The sequence below is a fragment of the Brucella anthropi ATCC 49188 genome (assembly GCF_000017405.1).
Classification (GTDB): Bacteria; Pseudomonadota; Alphaproteobacteria; order Rhizobiales; family Rhizobiaceae; genus Brucella; species Brucella anthropi.
Map to the genome: position 1 here is coordinate 1 of NC_009672.1, position 17641 is coordinate 17641.

Genomic DNA, 17641 nt, shown 5'->3' on the forward strand with positions numbered 1-17641 from the left:
CTTTCCGCCAAGCGATATCCAACCTGCAACGAAAACAGTTCACCGGTCAGAGATGGGTAAGTTTTTTCGCCCGGCGCACAAGATACCACACGGCAACAATGATTACCGGGAAGCCCGCAAGCGTCAGAAGCGTTTTCAGACCGGAGATAACTTCAACATGGCTCAGGCTTTCCAGTAGCGTCTTGTAGAGCCCGATGGCGTAATAGCTGATGGCGACGATAGAGAACCCTTCAACGGCTTCCTGAAGCTTGGTCTGCACCTGCACCCGTTTTTCCATCGATTCCAGCAGTTGCAGGTTTTGCTGCTCCAACTCAACCTGAACCGACGTTCGCAACAAATCGCTGGCGCGGGCAACGCGGGTGGCTGAATTCTCGACGCGTCTGCTGGCTTGCGCGCAAAACCTGATAGCGGGGCGGAAACGACGCTCGATGAATACGCCGAGCCTTTGATAACCGTCGACATGTTGTTCGCGCAATTCAGCAAGCCGCGCAAACACCAGTTCCGCATAGGCAGCAGTGGCGCTGAAACGCTCGCCCGTATTGACCGATACGTCGAGAATTTCGCTGGCAAGCTGTGCCAGATCCTTGAGAAGCCGCTCTTGCTGGTGCGCTTCTTTGCCTAGCGCATCAACGATTGTCTGCAACCGGGTCTCGAACTCGGAACAACGTGCAAAAGTGTCCTGCGCCAGCGGCAGGCTGATCAACGCCATGAGACGGTAATCTTCGATTTCGAGTAATCGCCGAACCATACGTCCGGTCCGAAACGCATTGAGATTGTGATTGAGCAGGACAAAGCGCGTCGCGTTGGCTTCGTTGAACCGAAACGTCGACCAGATTTCAGCGTCGCAATTGCCTATTGCAGAAACGGCAACATCTGTATCCGTTTCTGCACCGAGCATAAGCTTCGCATCATGCGTACCCGCAAGACCAACGACAATTTCAATGGAATTGATGCGCTGTCCCGGCATTTCATTGACGAGTTTGATCCAGATTTCTTCTCTGAGCGGGATGGCATTGTAGTCGCCGCTCCATTGAATGACATAGGTCAGCGATACAAATTCAGCGTGGATTTCCCACTTGATGCGACCGCTTGTCGTTTGTGCAATACCGCTTTTGCCGTCACTGGTATTCTTCAATCCCAGCTTTAGAAGAGTGTCGGGAACACGCGTGGTCTCGTTTCCGACAAAAAAAGCTTCATGCCAAACCACTGCCGGAGCATCAAAATAAATCGACGGACGCGAATGCAGTTCGTCGTTAAGAACACTACGCCATGGATAGTCTTTGGTCATCGGCGCGTGGTCCCACCCCGTTTTTCAAAACTGTTTGGAAAGATCGAAAGCCATCATCGACCATAGCGTATTACGGTCAGCTGATCGTTCAAAGGCTTTTTCGCGCACTTCCTCAATCGATTCAGCCGGGTTTCAAACTCAATGAGATTGTGTAGCACCATCTCGCTTCAAGTTCTGGCATCAAAGTCGACAAATGGTGTACGCGCAAGGGTGTCTAATGTGTTCGTCGGGGAAGATGCAAACCAAGGAATACCGGGAGCAATGGAACTACCTTCTTCCATCGTCGCGTTGCACAATATTGCGACCGCGACGGCAGGTCGTCGTTTCTCGTCAACCATCACGCTGCCGCACCATGTTGGAGCATTGACTTTTGTCAGCATCAGTGACTAATGTCAGAATATCCAACGAAAGAACCTCAATGCCTGTCCGACCGAATGACCAGATCATCCACAAGGCCGCCTGGCTTTATTATACGCACGGCCTGCGCCAGGACGAAGTGGCCCAACGTCTCGAAATCTCCCGCGCCTCAATTGCAATGTATCTGCGCAAGGCCCGCGAGATGGGGATTGTTACCATCTCGACCTCCTCGGAACTGTTTTCAGACGATGTGCTGGCGCGCGAACTGGAAGACGCGACGGGCCTAAACACTGTCTGGCTGGTGCCGGAAGACCGTCAAGCGATGGATCCCGCAGCTGAAATGCCTGTCGTCGCAGCTTCTGTTTTCCTTGAACTCCTCAACAAGGGCGACCGCGTCGGCGTTGCCTGGGGCCGCACCGTCTATCACATTGCCGACGTAATGCCTTTCGCGGATCTGAGCGGCGTTACCGTTGTCCAGCTCTGCGGCAATCTCGGTGCGCCCTATTCCTATAGGCCGGACCAGTGCACTACGGAAATCGCCCGCCGTCTCAATGCGGAAGGCATCAACTTCTATGCGCCGCTCGTTCTCTCTTCCGAGCGCCTCGCTGATGAATTGCGCGGTGAACCTGTCATCAAAGAACAGCTCGCTACAATCCCGGACTGCAATCTGGCGCTTTATTCCGTCGGCGGTATTGAGGATGACAGCCATCTCGTTAAATGCGGCGCGCTTTCGGCCGCCGACATGCATGCCATGGGCGAAAAGGGCGCTGCCGGGGTCATTGCCGGTCAGCTCATAGACCGCGATGGCCAATGGCTGGATTGCAATCACAACAGGCGCTGCATTTCCGCCGACCTCGCTTCCATTCGCGCCATCAAGAAACGCATGCTTGTCGTGCAGGAAGACAACAAGTTCGAGCCGCTGGTGGCGGCATTGAAGGGCGGCTTTGCTTCCCATCTCGTCATTACCACCTCGATGGCGCGTCGGATTCTGGATCGCTGGAGCAAGGATGGGCTCGGCAAAGGCGGTTCAAGCAAGGCTTGAGCCAGAAAAGTTTGGGTCCGCCGATGCCGGCCGGGCCGGTTTATCGGGAGGCTGACTACCATGGAAAATCTCTGGCGCGATGACGAAGCGGAAAAGGTCATCGCCGAATACGCCGCGAAAGGCGTCAACCGCGATTTGGCGCTGCGTACCTATACGACGCGGCTTCTGGGCGGCGAGCCACGACTGGTGTTACATGGCGGCGGCAACACGTCGGTAAAAACCGAGGTGACAGACCTCGTCGGCGACACGCATGCGGTGCTCTGCGTCAAAGGCAGCGGCTGGGACATGGGAACTATCGAACCGGCAGGCCTGCCCGCTGTGAAAATCGACGCCCTTCTCAAGAGCCGCAAACTCGACAGGCTTTCGGACGAGGATATGGTGACGCTGCTGCGCGCCAATCTCATCGAACCCGCCGCTCCGAACCCTTCGGTAGAAGCGCTACTGCATGCCTTCCTCCCGCACAAGTTCATCGACCACACACATTCGACGGCTATTCTCGCCATTGCGGATCAGGCCGAGAGCCAGAAGATGAGCACAGAACTCTTCGGCAAGAAAATGGGCTTTGTGCCCTATATCATGCCCGGCTTCGCGCTCGCCAAAGCGGCCGCCGAAGTGTTCGAACAGGACTCGACGGTTGAGGGCCTGATCCTCGACAAGCACGGCATCTTCACCTTTGGCGACACTGCGAAGGAAGCCTATGACCGGATGATTCACTATGTCACGGTCGCGGAGGATCACGTCAAGAACCACGGTCGCAATCCGTTCACGCCCGCTACCCTGCCTGCTTCGCTGGCAAGGCCCGGCGATATCGTCTCCATGCTGCGCGGCGCAGTTGCCGTCGACAAGGGAGAAGGCCGCTATGACCGGATGGTCAGCGTTTTCCGCACAACTCCGGCTATTCTCGATTTCGTCAATGCCCGCGAGGTCGCGGACATGGCGGCGCGCGGTGTCTCCACACCCGATCTTTCAATCCGCATCAAGACCGGCCCTATGGTGTTGCCCGCACCGGCCACGGATGATCTGGCCGGTTACCGCGCGGTGATCGACCAGCACGTTGCAACCTTTGTCGCCGATTACACCGAATATTTCCGCAGCAATGATGCGCGCGACGACGTCAAGCGCACCATGCTCGATCCCATGCCGCGCCTGACGCTGGTGCCCGGCCTTGGCATGTTTGGCCATGGTCGAACCTTCAAGGATGCGACCATCGCCGTCGATGTCGGCGAGATGTGGATCGAAGCAGCGCGCGATGCCGAATCCGTTGGTCGCTTTGAGCCGGTCAGTCGTCCCGATCTCTTCGATCTCGAATATTGGTCGCTCGAACAGGCAAAGCTCGCGGGCGCCAAGCCGAAACCGTTCACTGGGCAGGTCGCTGTCGTCACTGGCGGTGCGGGGGCCATCGGTGCTGCCGTCGTCAAGGCCTTTGCAGCCGAGGGCGCTCATGTCGTTGCGCTCGATCTCGATGGCGAGAAGGCTTCGGCGGTTGCGAAGGCTGCCGGAAACAGTTCCATCGGCATTGCCTGCGACATCACCGATCCCGCATCTGTGCGAGCCGCCTTTGACAAGGCAGTCGCAACATTTGGCGGCGTCGATATTGTAGTGTCAAATGCCGGCGCAGCCTGGGAAAGCCCTATCGCCACGATGGACGACACGCTGCTGCGCAAGAGTTTCGAGCTCAATTTCTTCGCTCATCAGACAGTCGCACAAAATGCCGTGCGCATCATGAAGGCACAGAAAACCGGCGGCGTTCTGCTGTTCAATGCCTCCAAGCAGGCCGTCAATCCCGGCGCGAAATTCGGTGCCTACGGCCTGCCGAAAGCGGCAACGCTCTTCCTGTCGCGCCAATACGCGCTGGAACACGGTGCCGACAACATCCGCGTCAATGCGGTCAATGCCGATCGTATCCGTTCCGGCCTGCTGAACGATGAGATGATTGCCAATCGGGCTGCGGCTCGCGGCCTCTCCGTCAAGGACTATATGGGCGGCAATCTGCTTGGCCTTGAAGTGACGGCTGAAGACGTTGCCCGTGCCTTTGTCCATCACGCACTAGCCGAACGCACGACTGCCGACGTGACTACAGTCGATGGCGGCAATATCGCAGCAGCCATGCGTTGATCTTTTGGGCTGGTGCAGACAACTGCTTCAGCCTTCCAGACATACAGAAAGGGGCGGTCCGATGGACCGCCCCTTCTTCATTCCGTCATGCCTAGAGCAGTTGTTTCGGCGCATTATCCTACACAGAGCCGCTTCGCACCTTTGCTGGAAATGCTCTAAATCAGGGCTTCGGCATCCATGCAGGCATGGCAACATCGGCATGAGCGAACTGCGGCAGTTTCGTGCCGAGCTCTTCCATATTCTTGATGTCCTGATCGTTGAGATCTTTCTGCGTAATCAGGGTCGGCGGCACGATGACCTGCTTGCCAGGATTTTCACCGGCCAGCAGCATGGCGAGCGAGCGTACAGACACCTGACCAACTACAGCCGGGTTGGTCGCTGCCGTCGCAACCCATGCAGAACCGGATTCACGCATGGCGGCGATGTCGGAGGTCGAGATATCCGCCGAGTAAATTTTCACGTCGGAAGACATGCCAGCTTCGTCGACCGCAATCTTCACGCCCTTGGCGAATTCGTCATAGGGTGCAAACATCACCGTGATGTCAGGGTTGGCGGAGATCACCGAGCGTGCCTGATTGGCGACCGAATTTGCAATGGGATTGTCCATCGTGCCGAACTGGGCGGCTTCCTTGATGCCGGAATATTTCGCCTTGAACTCTTTCCATTTCTCGTCACGACGGTCGAGCGGTGCGATGCCTGCGACATAGACATAGCCAGCCTTGAAGCTCTCGCCATTGTCCTTGATCGCCTGCTCAAGTGCCAAACGAGCGAGATCATGATCGGACTGCTCGACTTGCGGGATATTCTCGTTCTCGACGTTCACATCGAAAGCGACCACCTTGATGCCCGCGTCGACCGCACGCTTGGCGGCCTCCTTCATGGATTCCGTCAGGCCGTGCTGGATGATGATGCCCTGCACACCAAGCGCAATGGCCTGATCGACCATATCGGCCTGCAGAGCTGCATCCTGACGGCTGTCGAACACCTGCAGCTGAACACCCAACGCCTTGGCTTGTGCTTCAACGCCCGCGAGGTAGGACTGGAAGAAGTCGCCGGTCGACAGATAGCGCACGAGTGCGATCTTCACCTCTCCCGGCTTGTCAAAGGGTTTCGGCATATCGGCCGCAAAGGATGGCGTACCAAATGTTGCTGCAGCCATCAGCCCGAGCGTCAGCTTGCCCAGGGTTCTACGCGTGAAATTCATGTCAGTCTCCTCCACTGATCAATATTGTTAGCCCGCTGAAGGTTCCCGCCTCAGCGTTTGCCTCTTTTCGAGAGCGCAAAGGTGAAAATCAGGGCCATGACGAGCACGGCGCCCTTGACGAAATCCTGTGTGTAGTAAGGCGCGTTCATCATCGTCAGGCCCTGCAAAAGAATGCCGACGAAGAGAGCGCCAACGGCAGTGCCGAACGCATTCGGCTTGGCAGCGCCAAGCACTGCGAAACCAATGAGGGCCGCGGCAACGGCATCGAGAAGCAGATTATTGCCCGAGGCGATATCCCCGCGCCCGAGGCGGGCGGCAAGCAGAATGCCGCCGATCGAGGCGAAGACGCCGGAGATGATATAGGCCGAGATCTTGTAGGCATTGACCGGCGCGCCAGCGAGGCTTGCCGCGCGCTCGTTGGAGCCGACAGCGTACATCATCCGGCCGAAGCGGGTATATTCAAGGAAGAACCAGATGACGATGGCCAGCACGATCAGCACCACTACCGAAACTGGCACCAGATTGGGCAGGATGAAATCGAAACGATGACGGCCAAGCGCCAGAAAGGCCGGACTGAAAGCACCGGTTGCCGTCGAGCCATCCGGCAACGTCATGCCCGTTGCAATCGAGCGTCCTTCAGTCGGGATGCGTTGCAGGCCGAGCAGCAGGAACATCATTCCGAGCGTCGCCAGAAGATCGGGAACGCGCATATAGACGATGATGATCCCATTGACCAAACCGACGAGCACACCGACGGCAAGGCAAACAAGTGTCGCCGTCAGGGCGTCCCCACCCATGACCACCATCACATAAGACGAAGCCATCATGGCAGTCGTTGCGACGGAACCGATGGAAAGATCAAAACCGCCAACAACGAGCGTCGCGGTGACACCAAGTGCAAGAATACCGGTGATAGACACGGATTGCAGGATAAAGACCGCGCTCTGGGGCGAAGCGAAACCACCGGTCACAGCCGAGAAATAGAGCACCATGCCAGCAAGCAGCACGAGGAAGCCATATTTGATCGCGGTTTCCCGGATATTCAGGCCCGCAGGCGGAATTGCGCCGGTGGCGGTGGATTTGCTCTGTTCACTTATCATCATGCACTGACCTGTTGATGGGATTGTCCGGCAATCTCGGAGAGCAGCCGCTCGACATTGATGTCGACATTGCGGTGCTCGCCCACGATAGTGTGTTCCGACATCACGAGAATGCGGTCGGCGACTTCGAAGGCTTCGTCGAGCTCCGTCAGGAAAAGAATTGTGGTGCGCCCTGCCGCAGAAGCGCGCAGCTTCTCACCTATGTCGCGACGAGCGGCGATATCGACTCCCTGGAAGGGCTCATCGAGGATGAGCAGTCGCGATGGCTCGGAAAGCCAGCGACCGACCATAACCTTCTGCTGGTTGCCGCCCGACAGCGTCTGCATCTCGTCACGCTCATTGCGGCAGACGACACCGAGCGACGAAATCTGCTGGCGCGCCGTTGCCTTCTCTGCCCGTCGGCTTGAAATGCCGAAAGTCGAAAGCCGGCGTAAGAATGGCAAGCTGATATTTTCGTAGATATTGAAGTCCGGCACGATGCCGCTGATCGCACGGTCCTTGGCGACAAGGAAAACGCCTCTGGCTATCGCTTGACCAGTCGTCTTCGGTGCGTAGTTCACACCATCCAACGTCATTTCGCCTGCTTCCGGGGTCCGCGCACCAAACAGCGTTTCAGCAAGTGCCGTCTTGCCGACACCAACAAGACCCGTGACCGCGACGATCTCACCATCCCCGAGATCGAAATCGAAGGGTCGCGCCTGTTCGGAAAGCTTAAGGCCCCGCACGCTAAAGACCGGACGACTTGCGTCACGCACGGCGACGGCACCAGCCGACACCTTGCGCCCCAGCATGGCATTGACCGCGCCCTCGTAATCGAGTTCCGGCCCCTCGAAACGGCCAGTGATGCGACCGTCGCGCAGCGACACGATGCTGTCGGCAAGGCGACGAATATCCGACATGCGATGCGAGATATAGAGAATGGCGACACCCCGCGCCTTCAACCGATCAACGAGGTCGAACAGACGATCCGCCTCGGCACTGGAAAGCGACGACGTCGGTTCGTCGAGGATCAGCACTTTAGGTTCATGCGCCATGGCACGCGCAATCGCCACCATCTGGCGATCCGCAAGTGTCAGGTCAGTGATTTTGGCCGAAAGGTCGATGGCAAGGCCCATGCGCGAGGCGACCGCCGCCGCTTCGCGACGCACCCGGCGCGGATTGAAAAAAAGCCGCGCACCACGCCCGTTCAACCGATCGAGCGTGAGATTGGTCGCCACATCGAGATCGGCGACGACGCCGTCATTGATGTTCTGATGCACTGTGACAACGCCAGCACGGATTGCCTCGGCGGGCGTCGCTGGATCAAAGGCAGCATCTGCCAGCGTGATAGTGCCGGCACCACGCGTATAGACGCCCGAGAGGATGCGCACGAGCGTCGATTTTCCGGCGCCGTTGGCCCCCATCAAAACCGTCACTGCGCCTGCTTTGAGGTCGAGGTCAACACCTTGCAAGACCGTCACCGGTCCAAAGGATTTGCGCACGCCCTCAATGCGAAACACTGGCTGTTCGCTCATAAATTCCTCCCACTGACGCCACGTTAAGATAGGCTGCCATCAAATGTCAAGGCCATTGACATTTGACAGAATGATGCCTTAGCTGTGGGAAAGACGGCATGGCGGCGCATGGTGGAGGCGGCCCATGCGCAGGAGGAGAGCATTATGGACAGCCACGTCTTCGAGGCGCTGAGTACAGAGACATTGCCAGTTCGGCTTGGTGGCAATGCCGCCATGAAAGAGAAGGTCGGGAGCGATTCGTCACGCTGGGCCATCAGGGAAGTTGGTGACGGTAATCTCAATCTGGTCTTCATCGTCACAGGCGAAGCGGGCGCTGTGATCGTCAAGCAGGCACTGCCTTACGTGCGCCTCGTCGGCGAAAGCTGGCCGCTTCCGCTCAAACGCTCGTTTTTCGAATATCACGCTCTCAAGCGCCAGGGTGCGCGTGACCCGGGTATGGTGCCGGAAATCCTGTTCTTTGACGAAGCCCAGGCAATCATCGTCATGGAATTCCTGACCCCGCACATCATTCTGCGCCGCGCTTTGATTGACGGTCGCGAACTTCCGAAGATCGGTCGTGACCTCGGCCTCTTCGTTGCTCGTACTCTTTTCCGGGGGTCCGACCTTTCCATGGTGACCCGCGAGAAGAAAGCGGACGTCGCCTTGTTCTCTGACAATGTCGAGCTCTGTGACATCACGGAAAATCTCGTCTTTTCCGATCCCTATTTCGAGGCAAAGCTCAATCACCACACCACACCGCAGCTCGATCCAATCGTGGCGGAATTGCGCGCCGACCGCGAGCTCAAGGTGGAAGCGCAGCGGCTGAAACACCTCTTCTCTGCCAAGGCTGAAACACTATGCCATGGCGACCTGCACACCGGTTCGGTCATGGTGACCGACGATGAGACCCGTGTCATCGATCCGGAATTTGCCTTTTACGGTCCGATCAGCTTCGACGTCGGTATGCTGATCGCCAATTTCTGGATGAGCTATTTTTCACAGGCTGGTCATGAGACTGCACCCGGCGCTCGCGACAGCATGCGTGCCTATCTTCTGGATACGATCGACACACTTTGGGAAACGTTCCGCGCCGAATTCGCTGCCCTGTGGCGTACGGAGCGCAAGGGTATCCTCTATCAGGCAAGCCTCTTCGAAGATCGCCAGGACCCGCTTGCCGCCGAACAGGCACTCAACATCGTCATCGACGAGATCTGGCACGAAATGCTGGGCTTTGCCGGCATCGAAACCCATCGCCGCATCCTGGGTCTTGCCCACAATGCCGATTTTGAAACCATCACCGACCCCGACCGCCGCGCTTCTTGCGAGAGCAAGGCGCTGAAGTTCGGGCGTCACCTCGCCGTCAACCGGCAGCGCATCCATAGTCTTCGGGATATCCGAGAGACCGTGGAACGGCTTGAAAAGGAGATTCTCGCGTGAAAGTCGGAGAACGCCACTACCATACGATCTGGCTGAACGAAGACGGTCGCTCCGTTGACATCATCGACCAGCGCTGGCTGCCGCATGAATTCCGTGTCGTAACACTGAAAACCGTCGCCGATGTCGCCGATGCAATCCGCGACATGTGGGTACGCGGCGCGCCGCTGATCGGCGTCACCGCCGCCTACGGCGTTGCCATCGCGATGGCGAAAGACCCCTCGGATGCTCACCTCGATGCCGTATGGGAAGAACTCAACGAGACCCGCCCCACCGCCATCAACCTGCGCTGGGCGCTGAATGCGATGCGCGAATATCTGCGTCCATTGCCTGAGGCAGAACGTGCGGATGCTGCCTATAAGCGTGCCGCCGAGATCGCCGAAGAAGATGTTGAGCTCAACCGCGCAATCGGCGCGAACGGCCTCGATGTCATTCGCGAGATCGCTTCGAAAAAGAAGCCGGGCGAGCCCGTGCGCATCCTTACCCATTGCAACGCCGGCTGGCTTGCTACCGTCGATTATGGCACCGCGACCGCGCCGATCTATATGGCCGTTGAAGAAGGAATCCCGGTCCATGTCTATGTCGATGAGACGCGTCCGCGCAATCAGGGTGCCTATCTGACGGCTTGGGAAATGAACGGCCATGGTGTGCCGCACACGCTGATCGTCGACAATGCCGGTGGACATCTGATGCAGCACGGCGATATCGATATGGTGATCGTCGGCACAGATCGCACCACTGCAAACGGCGATGTCTGCAACAAGATCGGCACCTACCTCAAGGCGCTCGCGGCGCGTGACAACGACGTGCCGTTCTATGTTGCACTCCCCTCGCCAACCATCGACTGGACGGTGCAGGACGGCGTCAAGGAAATCCCGATCGAAGAACGCACCGCCGACGAAGTGAGCTTCGTCCAGGGCCGCGCCGCCGATGGGTCCATTGCGAGCGTCCGCATCTCGCCCGAAGGCAGCCCTGCCGCCAATCCCGCCTTTGATGTCACGCCAGCCCGCCTCATCACCGGCCTCATCACGGAGCGCGGCATCGCAACGCCGTCGCCTGAAGGCCTGAAGGCGCTCTTCCCGGAAAGGAGCTGAGACGATGATTCTGACCAACGAAAAATCCACCGAGGAAATCGCACTCGGCATCCGTCGACGGGTCTTCTTCCATACGATGAAGAACAATGGCGGCTATCTGAGCCAGGCCTGCTCCGCCGCCGAGAGCCTTGCGCTGCTCTACAATGAGTTGCTGACGCTCGGCGAGCCAACCCTGCCGAAAGTGCCGTTGCCTTTCCGTGGCGTGCCTTCGGCGCATAATCCGGATGCCTTCACCGGCGCCGGATATCATGGTCCCGTCGGTCCGAACTTCGACCGCTTCTTCATCTCGCCTGCCCATTATGCGCTCGTCATCTATTCCGTGCTGATCGAAATGGGACGGATGGACGAACACGCGCTTGATCATTTCAACAAGGATGGCGGTTCCGTCGAAATGATCGGCGCCGAACATAGCCCCGGCATGGAAGTGACCACAGGATCGCTGGCCCAGGGGCTTTCCATGGCGTCAGGCGTTGCCTGGGCGCGGCTGCGTAAAAAGGAGCCCGGCAAAGTCTGGGTCTATATGTCCGACGGCGAATTCCAGGAAGGCCAGACCTGGGAATGTCTTGCGGCGATGAGCTACCACAAGATCGACAACATCCGCGTGATCGTCGATGTAAACCGCCAGCAATGCGACGGCGCCATGTCTTCCGTGCTCGACCTTGGCGACCTTGCGTCCCGTGTGGCGTCCTTTGGGGTCACCTGCCGTTCGGTGGATGGCCACGATCTGGGCGCACTACGCGCAGCTGCCGAGAGCGCGGAAGCTGGTAAGCCACTTGTCATCCTCGCCAACACCTCGCCTTACCAGGGCATGGATTTTCTGAAGAAGCGTTTCCCACGCCTGCACTATGTCCGATTCAAGAGCGCGGAAGAGAGGCAGGAAATGCAGACGGCACTTGCCATCGAACTCGGTATCGATCTCACTGCGATGGAAAGGGCCTGACAATGGTCGAAATCGTCAACCGCCCTTACGCCAAGGCTTTCGAAGCCTTCGCCACCGCGCGCCCGGAAGTTCTGTGCCTTTCGGCTGATCTCACCTCGTCTTGCGAAGTCGACGGTTTTCGCGATCGGCATCCGGAGCAGTTTCTCACTCTCGGCATGGCCGAACAGAACATGTTGTCCTTTGCTGGCGGTCTCGCCATGCAGGGGTTCCGGCCGTTCATCCATACCTTTTCAGTTTTCCTCTATCGACGGCCCTATGACCAGCTGATCAACTCGATTGCCTATTCCAATCGCAAGGTGCGATTGATGGGGTTCCTTCCTGGCATCACCACACCGGGCGGCATTACGCATCAGGCGATTGAGGATATTGCCGTGTTGCGCGCGGTACCGAACATGACGATCCTCGAAACGGGTGATGCGACGGAAGTCGAGACTGTGTTGGAAGTCGCCGACAGCATCGACGGCCCGGTCTATGTGCGCATCCTGCGCGGCGAAGTACCTCGTCTGTTTTCAACGCCCTTTGAATTCAATAAGCTGCGCACGCTCTCGGAAGGCGATGACATCCTCGTCGTCTCTTCCGGCGTATGTACCGAGGAAGCGCTGCGCGCCACCGGCCCACTTGCCGCGCGTGGTGTCGGCATCCATCATCTTCACGCCTCCACGCTGAAACCATTCGATAAGGACGGTCTCCTGAGAGCCGCGCGCGGCAAGAAGGGTATCGTCACGCTGGAAAACCACACCATCATCGGCGGCCTCGGCTCGCTTGTCTCGGAAATCCTTGCGGAAGAAGGGCTTGGTATCCGCCTCAAGCGCCTTGGTCTCAACGACACTTTTGCGCACGGCGCCTCGAAGCCATATCTCATGAAGAAATATGGGCTTGATGCTGGCGCTCTGGTTTCGGCAATTGAAGAACTTGTCGGCAAGAATCTCGCCATCGGCGAAGAGGAGCTGGTGGAAGTGCGCCTCGATCATGTGCATTCCGCACAGAAGGCCGAGGCGCTTTGATGGCACCGCGCTTTACGGTTACCTATTTCGTGCGCGCCGCCGACGAGGCGGAGGCCAAAGCGCGTGCGCTCGACATTGCGCTGGAACAGACCGTGGAAATCCCGCGCAACGTCGTGCCGAAAGGCTATGTCGAGGACGAGATACTCGGTCGGTTGGAAAGCCTGCTCCAGGATCCCGAAGGCAGACCGGGATTTCTCGCCGCAATCTCCTATTCGGAGGACGATATCGGCGGGGATTTCCTGCAGTTTCTCAACATCGTCTTCGGTAACAGCTCCATCAAGCCCGGCATCAAGGTCGAGGATATTGGCCTGTCGCCGGGCCTGCTTGATCTGTGCAAGGGACCACGCCACGGCATAGTAGGCCTGCGTGCCCGCGCTGGCATCGGCGAAAAGCCGCTCTTGATGTCCGCCATCAAGCCGGCCGGCCTGTCGACTACGGAGCTTGCCCGCCTCGCCTATGATTTTGCGCTGGGTGGTATGCATTTTGTGAAGGACGACCACGGTCTCGTCGACCAGAAGACCGCTCCCTTCGAGGAGCGGCTGAAGGCCTGTATTGAGGCGGTCGGCGAGGCGAATGCGAAGAGCGGCGGTCGCACGAGTTTCGTTCCTAACATCACAGGCCCTGCAACCGCGATCATCGAGCGGGCAAAACAGGCGCAGGAATACGGCGCAGGCGGTGTAATGATCGCTCCAGCGCTTGCAGGCTATGATATCGTGCGTACACTTGCTGCAGATCCGGATTTTTCCCTGCCCATCGTCTCGCACCCGGCCTTTTCCGGCGCCAACGTCGTCTCACCCGATTGTGGCTTCACGCACCGTGCCTTTTTTGGCACGCTGCACCGCCTGATGGGCGCTGACGCCGTGGTCTATCCAAATTTCGGTGGCCGTTTCGGCTTTACTCGCGAGGAATGTCAATCGATCGCAAAGACCTGCTCCGTGGATATGGGTGGTCCCAAGGCCATCGTCGCGGCACCCGGCGGCGGCATGACCTTCGCCCGCATCCCGGAAATGCGCGAAGCTTACGGCAATGACATCATGTACCTTGTCGGCGGTGCACTGCTGTCGGAACCTGATCTGGTCAGCGCATGCAAACGCCTTGTTGCCGCAACGGAGTGAACAATATCAAACTGCACCCCGCCACGATGGAGGTTCGTTGATCGATCGCCAACGTTATGGCTCCCCCCTCTGCTTCAGTAACCTCGCTTGCGGTCAATCTCCCCCATAAGCGCTTCGCCCGTCTGCAGCCGCTGCAGGTTTTCAACGAGTATGTCAGCCGCTCCATGGCTGTCAGTCACGCAAGCAATATGGGGGGTGAGGATTACTTTTGGATGCGACCAGAGGGGATGCGCCGATGGAAGTGGTTCAGGGGCAGTCACGTCAATGAAAGCCGACGAAAGATGTCCGCTATCGAGAGCTGTAAGAAGCGCATCATAATCCGTATGCGGCCCGCGGCCGACCAGAATCACACTTGCCCCCCTCGGCAGACGCGCAATAAACCCGGCATTGATCAAGCCTTCCGTCTCCGTTGTGAGCGGCAGAAGGCAAACCAGTATGTCTGTTTGCGCAACGAATTCGTGAAGCCCATCCTCACCGGAAAAACACTGCACACCCTCAATATTCTTCTCGCTGCGGCTCCAGCCGGACAGTGGGAAACCGAAAGGCTTGAGCGCCGTCAACGCGGCCTGTCCAAGATATCCAAGCCCCATTACACCCACCCGGCGGCGATGCGCACTTGGCTGAGGAAGCGTCTGCCAAATCTCGTCACGGCTTTGTTTCAGATAAGCGGGCAATTGTCGGAATACGGACAGCACGGCGAGCGTCACATATTCCTGCATCATCCGTGCAAGACCTGGCTCGGTCATGCGGACAATGCGAACGTGAGAAGGAATATCTGCTTCAAGAAATTGCTCTACGCCCGCCCCACTTGAGAAAATGATTTCCAATGCAGGGAAGCGCTCCGCCAGCCCTTCAGGAACCTGCCAGCATAATAAATGACGAACCCTTGCCGCAGTGTCTGCATCCAACGCGCCGGAGAGGAACTCCATCTCCGGCAGTTCGTGGGCAAACACGTCGCGAATCTGCTCGGTCCGCGCTGCATCCAGATAACAATAGAAAGCCATGACGCCTCCAGCGCGACACAAGGCATGTGTCACGCGTGAATTTGGATCAATGATTGAGAACGCGGCGCAGGAAGTCCTGTGTACGCGGATGCTGGGGTGCGCCGAGCACGTCCTTGGCCTTACCCTGTTCAACGATGACACCACCGTCGAGAAAAAGTACACGGTCAGCTACGTCGCGGGCAAAGCCCATCTCGTGCGTCACCACCAGCATGGTGAGCCCCTCATCGGCAAGACTGCGCATGACATCGAGCACATCGCCCACCAGTTCAGGATCGAGCGCAGACGTGGGCTCATCGAAAAGGATTGCCTGCGGCCGCATCGCCAAGGCGCGGGCAATCGCAACACGCTGCATCTGACCTCCGGAAAGCTGGCCCGGATAGTGGTTGGCCCGGTCTCCGAGACCCACGCGCTGAAGCAGATGCTCGCCATATTTGCGAGCTTCGGCTGGCTTTTCACCTTTGACGTAGACCGGCCCCTCAATGACATTCTCAAGTGCGGTTCGATGGGGAAACAGGTTGAACCGCTGGAAGACCATCGCCATTCGCGTGCGAATATCGTGGATCGAACGATCCTTCGCGTTGACCCGCTGGCCTTCGATCAGAATATCGCCGCCCTGATAGGTTTCCAGCCCGTTCAGGCAGCGCAGCATCGTGGATTTTCCCGAACCGGAGGGACCTATGAGGCAGACCACTTCACCCTTCTGCACATCAGCACTGATGCCCTTGAGAACCTGAAGCGGACCATAGGATTTGGTGACGTTCTTTATTTCAATCATCGCCATGATCAGTGTCCGTTTCTTTTACCAAAGAGCTTTTCGAGACGCCCGACAGCCATCATCAACGGCAAGCTCAGGCAGAGGTAGAACATGGCAACCAGCGTATAGACGCTCATGTTTTTGAAGGTCGAAGAGGCAAGCAGCTGACCTTGTAGAGTTAGTTCAGCAACGGTGATGGCCGATGCCTGCGAGCTGTCCTTCAACAGCATGACCATGATGTTGCCGTAAGGCGGCAGGATCACGCGAACAGCCTGCGGCAGGATCACGCGGCGCATCGTCATGAACCAGCCCATACCGATGGACTGCGCGGCTTCCGTCTGCCCATGGTCGATGGCTTCGATACCAGCGCGGAAATTTTCTGCCTGATAGGCCGAATAGGCAATGCCGAGACCGATGATACCAGCCTGAAGAGCGGACAGCGCAATGCCGAATTCCGGTAGAACGAAGTAGATATAGAACAGCTGCACCAGAATGGGGATACCGCGGATCACATTAACGATAGCTGCGGCAATAGCCGACACCCAGCGAATCCCCGATACCCGCATCAGCGCCCAAACGAGCCCCAGAAGCGTCGAAAGGACAAGGGAACCCAGGGTCACGAGAAGCGTGTATTTCACGCCTTCCAGCAAGATCGGGAAGAACTCGCGGATGTCCATGAGAAAATTTTGCATTGGCTTTAACTCTATTTATTTGGCGCGATCAAACGGGGATTAGGCCTTGCGGCCGGTAGGCCCCGTCTCGTGCGCAGACCGGAAAGCATGAAGAGCTTCAGCTCGGACGCGCGCGTGGAGCACACCTGAAATTTCGAGCATGGGGATTGATCCCCATGCTCGCACTGGAATTATTTCAGTCCGTATTTCGCAAGAATTTTCTGAAGCGTACCGTCCGACTTGATGCGGGCAATGGCCGCGTTGATCTTGGGCATACGTTCATCGCCTTTGCGCAGGGCCAGGCCAAACTCGCCGCCAGCCGAAGCTTCATAACTCTCGACCATCTTCACCTTGGGGAACCGGCCCTGAGAGAGGTAATAGGCAGCCATCGGACCATCCCCGAAACCGGCATCGATACGCCCGGCGTTCACGTCGGCAATGATATCGGGAATGCCCTTGTAGACCTTAACATCGCTGAACAGCCCGCTCTTCTTGAAGAGATCGACGAAAGTGGTCCCCACCTGCACGCCGATAGTCTTGCCCTTGAGATCCGCATAGGTCTTGTATGCGGTATCATCCGAAACCGGTACGAAGACGCCTTCGCCATAACCATAGACAGGATCAGAGAAGTCCACGACCTTTGCACGTTCTTCCGTGATGAACATTGCCGAAGCAATCATGTCGATCTTGTTCGAGGTTAGCGATGGCACGAGCGCCGAAAACTGCACGGCTTCGAATTCCGGCTTGATGCCGATATCCGATTCAATGGCCTTGACTACATCGACCAATACGCCATCCATCGCCTTGGTTTCCGTGTTCACAAAAGTAAACGGCAAACCGGTGGGCGAAGAGCCTACTTTGACGACCTCCTGGGCCAAGGCAGGCATCGCGCCCCCCATGATGACCGCCATAGCCGCCAGACCGAAAATTTTCTTGAGACGCATGACATTCTCCTTCCTAAATGCAGCGATAAGCCTGTTATTCGTAACGCCGGTTGTGAAACCGCGTTTGATAAAGTGAAATTCG

16 protein-coding genes are annotated in these 17641 nt (G+C 57.7%); 8 read left to right on the plus strand and 8 right to left on the minus strand.

The window, feature by feature from the left end:
- Nucleotides 1-46: 46 nt before the first annotated feature.
- Nucleotides 47-1288 carry a DUF3422 domain-containing protein gene (locus OANT_RS24815; RefSeq protein WP_011983101.1) on the minus strand — a complete coding sequence of 414 codons (1242 nt, stop codon included), beginning with the start codon at nucleotides 1286-1288 and terminating at the stop codon, nucleotides 47-49.
- Nucleotides 1289-1549: 261 nt separating this feature from the next.
- Here OANT_RS24815 and OANT_RS27325 point away from each other — a divergent pair, with 261 nt between their 5' ends.
- Genes OANT_RS27325 through OANT_RS24825 form a run of 3 tightly spaced genes read left to right on the plus strand, consistent with a single transcriptional unit; the run spans nucleotide 1550 to nucleotide 4802 of the window.
- Nucleotides 1550-1678 carry a hypothetical protein gene (locus tag OANT_RS27325; protein ID WP_255412157.1) on the plus strand — a complete coding sequence of 43 codons (129 nt, stop codon included), beginning with the start codon at nucleotides 1550-1552 and terminating at the stop codon, nucleotides 1676-1678.
- Between the two features lie 28 nt (nucleotides 1679-1706).
- Nucleotides 1707-2687, plus strand: coding sequence for a sugar-binding transcriptional regulator (locus tag OANT_RS24820; protein WP_011983103.1), 981 nt, complete (start codon nucleotides 1707-1709; stop codon nucleotides 2685-2687).
- 60 nt (nucleotides 2688-2747) lie between these two features.
- Nucleotides 2748-4802 carry a bifunctional aldolase/short-chain dehydrogenase gene (locus OANT_RS24825; RefSeq protein ID WP_011983104.1) on the plus strand — a complete coding sequence of 685 codons (2055 nt, stop codon included), beginning with the start codon at nucleotides 2748-2750 and terminating at the stop codon, nucleotides 4800-4802.
- A gap of 160 nt (nucleotides 4803-4962) precedes the next feature.
- On the opposite strand, the gene OANT_RS24830 is transcribed toward OANT_RS24825, so the two are convergent.
- The 3 genes from OANT_RS24830 to OANT_RS24840 are packed head-to-tail and all read right to left on the minus strand — an operon-like array spanning nucleotide 4963 to nucleotide 8620.
- The gene (locus OANT_RS24830) at nucleotides 4963-6006 is read right to left on the minus strand and encodes a substrate-binding domain-containing protein (protein WP_011983105.1); all 1044 of its coding nucleotides are present in this window, start codon (nucleotides 6004-6006) and stop codon (nucleotides 4963-4965) included.
- 50 nt (nucleotides 6007-6056) lie between these two features.
- The gene (locus tag OANT_RS24835; protein WP_172488819.1) at nucleotides 6057-7106 is read right to left on the minus strand and encodes an ABC transporter permease; all 1050 of its coding nucleotides are present in this window, start codon (nucleotides 7104-7106) and stop codon (nucleotides 6057-6059) included.
- Nucleotides 7106-8620 carry a sugar ABC transporter ATP-binding protein gene (locus OANT_RS24840; RefSeq protein ID WP_011983107.1) on the minus strand — a complete coding sequence of 505 codons (1515 nt, stop codon included), beginning with the start codon at nucleotides 8618-8620 and terminating at the stop codon, nucleotides 7106-7108. Before OANT_RS24840 ends, OANT_RS24835 begins: the two co-directional genes overlap by 1 nt.
- Before the next feature lie 144 nt (nucleotides 8621-8764).
- Here OANT_RS24840 and mtnK point away from each other — a divergent pair, with 144 nt between their 5' ends.
- The 5 genes from mtnK to OANT_RS24865 are packed head-to-tail and all read left to right on the plus strand — an operon-like array spanning nucleotide 8765 to nucleotide 14186.
- Nucleotides 8765-10036, plus strand: coding sequence for an S-methyl-5-thioribose kinase (mtnK, locus tag OANT_RS24845; RefSeq protein WP_011983108.1), 1272 nt, complete (start codon nucleotides 8765-8767; stop codon nucleotides 10034-10036).
- The gene (gene mtnA / locus OANT_RS24850) at nucleotides 10033-11127 is read left to right on the plus strand and encodes an S-methyl-5-thioribose-1-phosphate isomerase (RefSeq protein ID WP_011983109.1); all 1095 of its coding nucleotides are present in this window, start codon (nucleotides 10033-10035) and stop codon (nucleotides 11125-11127) included. The genes mtnK and mtnA overlap by 4 nt, the downstream gene beginning before the upstream one ends.
- A 4-nt stretch (nucleotides 11128-11131) precedes the next feature.
- A complete protein-coding gene (locus OANT_RS24855) occupies nucleotides 11132-12067 on the plus strand; it encodes a transketolase (protein WP_011983110.1) in 936 nt (311 codons plus the stop codon).
- A gap of 2 nt (nucleotides 12068-12069) precedes the next feature.
- Nucleotides 12070-13071 (plus strand): transketolase family protein, encoded by a 1002-nt coding sequence (locus OANT_RS24860; RefSeq protein ID WP_011983111.1) that lies wholly within the window; start codon nucleotides 12070-12072, stop codon nucleotides 13069-13071.
- Nucleotides 13071-14186 carry a RuBisCO large subunit C-terminal-like domain-containing protein gene (locus OANT_RS24865; RefSeq protein ID WP_011983112.1) on the plus strand — a complete coding sequence of 372 codons (1116 nt, stop codon included), beginning with the start codon at nucleotides 13071-13073 and terminating at the stop codon, nucleotides 14184-14186. Before OANT_RS24860 ends, OANT_RS24865 begins: the two co-directional genes overlap by 1 nt.
- Before the next feature lie 74 nt (nucleotides 14187-14260).
- Here OANT_RS24865 and OANT_RS24870 read toward each other — a convergent pair whose 3' ends face one another.
- From OANT_RS24870 to OANT_RS24885, 4 genes are all read right to left on the minus strand, one after another.
- Nucleotides 14261-15190 (minus strand): 2-hydroxyacid dehydrogenase, encoded by a 930-nt coding sequence (locus tag OANT_RS24870; RefSeq protein WP_011983113.1) that lies wholly within the window; start codon nucleotides 15188-15190, stop codon nucleotides 14261-14263.
- 46 nt (nucleotides 15191-15236) lie between these two features.
- The gene (locus tag OANT_RS24875; protein WP_010660472.1) at nucleotides 15237-15965 is read right to left on the minus strand and encodes an amino acid ABC transporter ATP-binding protein; all 729 of its coding nucleotides are present in this window, start codon (nucleotides 15963-15965) and stop codon (nucleotides 15237-15239) included.
- An 8-nt stretch (nucleotides 15966-15973) separates the two neighbouring features.
- The gene (locus OANT_RS24880) at nucleotides 15974-16636 is read right to left on the minus strand and encodes an amino acid ABC transporter permease (RefSeq protein ID WP_011983115.1); all 663 of its coding nucleotides are present in this window, start codon (nucleotides 16634-16636) and stop codon (nucleotides 15974-15976) included.
- A gap of 170 nt (nucleotides 16637-16806) precedes the next feature.
- Nucleotides 16807-17559, minus strand: coding sequence for an ABC transporter substrate-binding protein (locus tag OANT_RS24885; protein ID WP_010660474.1), 753 nt, complete (start codon nucleotides 17557-17559; stop codon nucleotides 16807-16809).
- Nucleotides 17560-17641: the final 82 nt, after the last annotated feature.

What these genes read in the sequence shown, in the direction of transcription:
- OANT_RS24860 (WP_011983111.1), top strand. Translation starts at nt 12,070, where the DNA reads ATGGTCGAAATCGTCAACCGCCCTTACGCCAAGGCTTTCGAAGCCTTC.
- OANT_RS24885 (WP_010660474.1), bottom strand. Translation starts at nt 17,559, where the DNA reads ATGCGTCTCAAGAAAATTTTCGGTCTGGCGGCTATGGCGGTCATCATG.
- OANT_RS24815 (WP_011983101.1), bottom strand. Translation starts at nt 1,288, where the DNA reads ATGACCAAAGACTATCCATGGCGTAGTGTTCTTAACGACGAACTGCAT.
- OANT_RS24875 (WP_010660472.1), bottom strand. Translation starts at nt 15,965, where the DNA reads ATGATTGAAATAAAGAACGTCACCAAATCCTATGGTCCGCTTCAGGTT.
- OANT_RS27325 (WP_255412157.1), top strand. Translation starts at nt 1,550, where the DNA reads ATGGAACTACCTTCTTCCATCGTCGCGTTGCACAATATTGCGACCGCG.
- OANT_RS24870 (WP_011983113.1), bottom strand. Translation starts at nt 15,190, where the DNA reads ATGGCTTTCTATTGTTATCTGGATGCAGCGCGGACCGAGCAGATTCGC.
- OANT_RS24835 (WP_172488819.1), bottom strand. Translation starts at nt 7,106, where the DNA reads ATGATAAGTGAACAGAGCAAATCCACCGCCACCGGCGCAATTCCGCCT.
- OANT_RS24825 (WP_011983104.1), top strand. Translation starts at nt 2,748, where the DNA reads ATGGAAAATCTCTGGCGCGATGACGAAGCGGAAAAGGTCATCGCCGAA.
- mtnK (WP_011983108.1), top strand. Translation starts at nt 8,765, where the DNA reads ATGGACAGCCACGTCTTCGAGGCGCTGAGTACAGAGACATTGCCAGTT.
- OANT_RS24840 (WP_011983107.1), bottom strand. Translation starts at nt 8,620, where the DNA reads ATGAGCGAACAGCCAGTGTTTCGCATTGAGGGCGTGCGCAAATCCTTT.
- OANT_RS24830 (WP_011983105.1), bottom strand. Translation starts at nt 6,006, where the DNA reads ATGAATTTCACGCGTAGAACCCTGGGCAAGCTGACGCTCGGGCTGATG.
- OANT_RS24865 (WP_011983112.1), top strand. Translation starts at nt 13,071, where the DNA reads ATGGCACCGCGCTTTACGGTTACCTATTTCGTGCGCGCCGCCGACGAG.
- OANT_RS24880 (WP_011983115.1), bottom strand. Translation starts at nt 16,636, where the DNA reads ATGCAAAATTTTCTCATGGACATCCGCGAGTTCTTCCCGATCTTGCTG.
- OANT_RS24820 (WP_011983103.1), top strand. Translation starts at nt 1,707, where the DNA reads ATGCCTGTCCGACCGAATGACCAGATCATCCACAAGGCCGCCTGGCTT.
- OANT_RS24855 (WP_011983110.1), top strand. Translation starts at nt 11,132, where the DNA reads ATGATTCTGACCAACGAAAAATCCACCGAGGAAATCGCACTCGGCATC.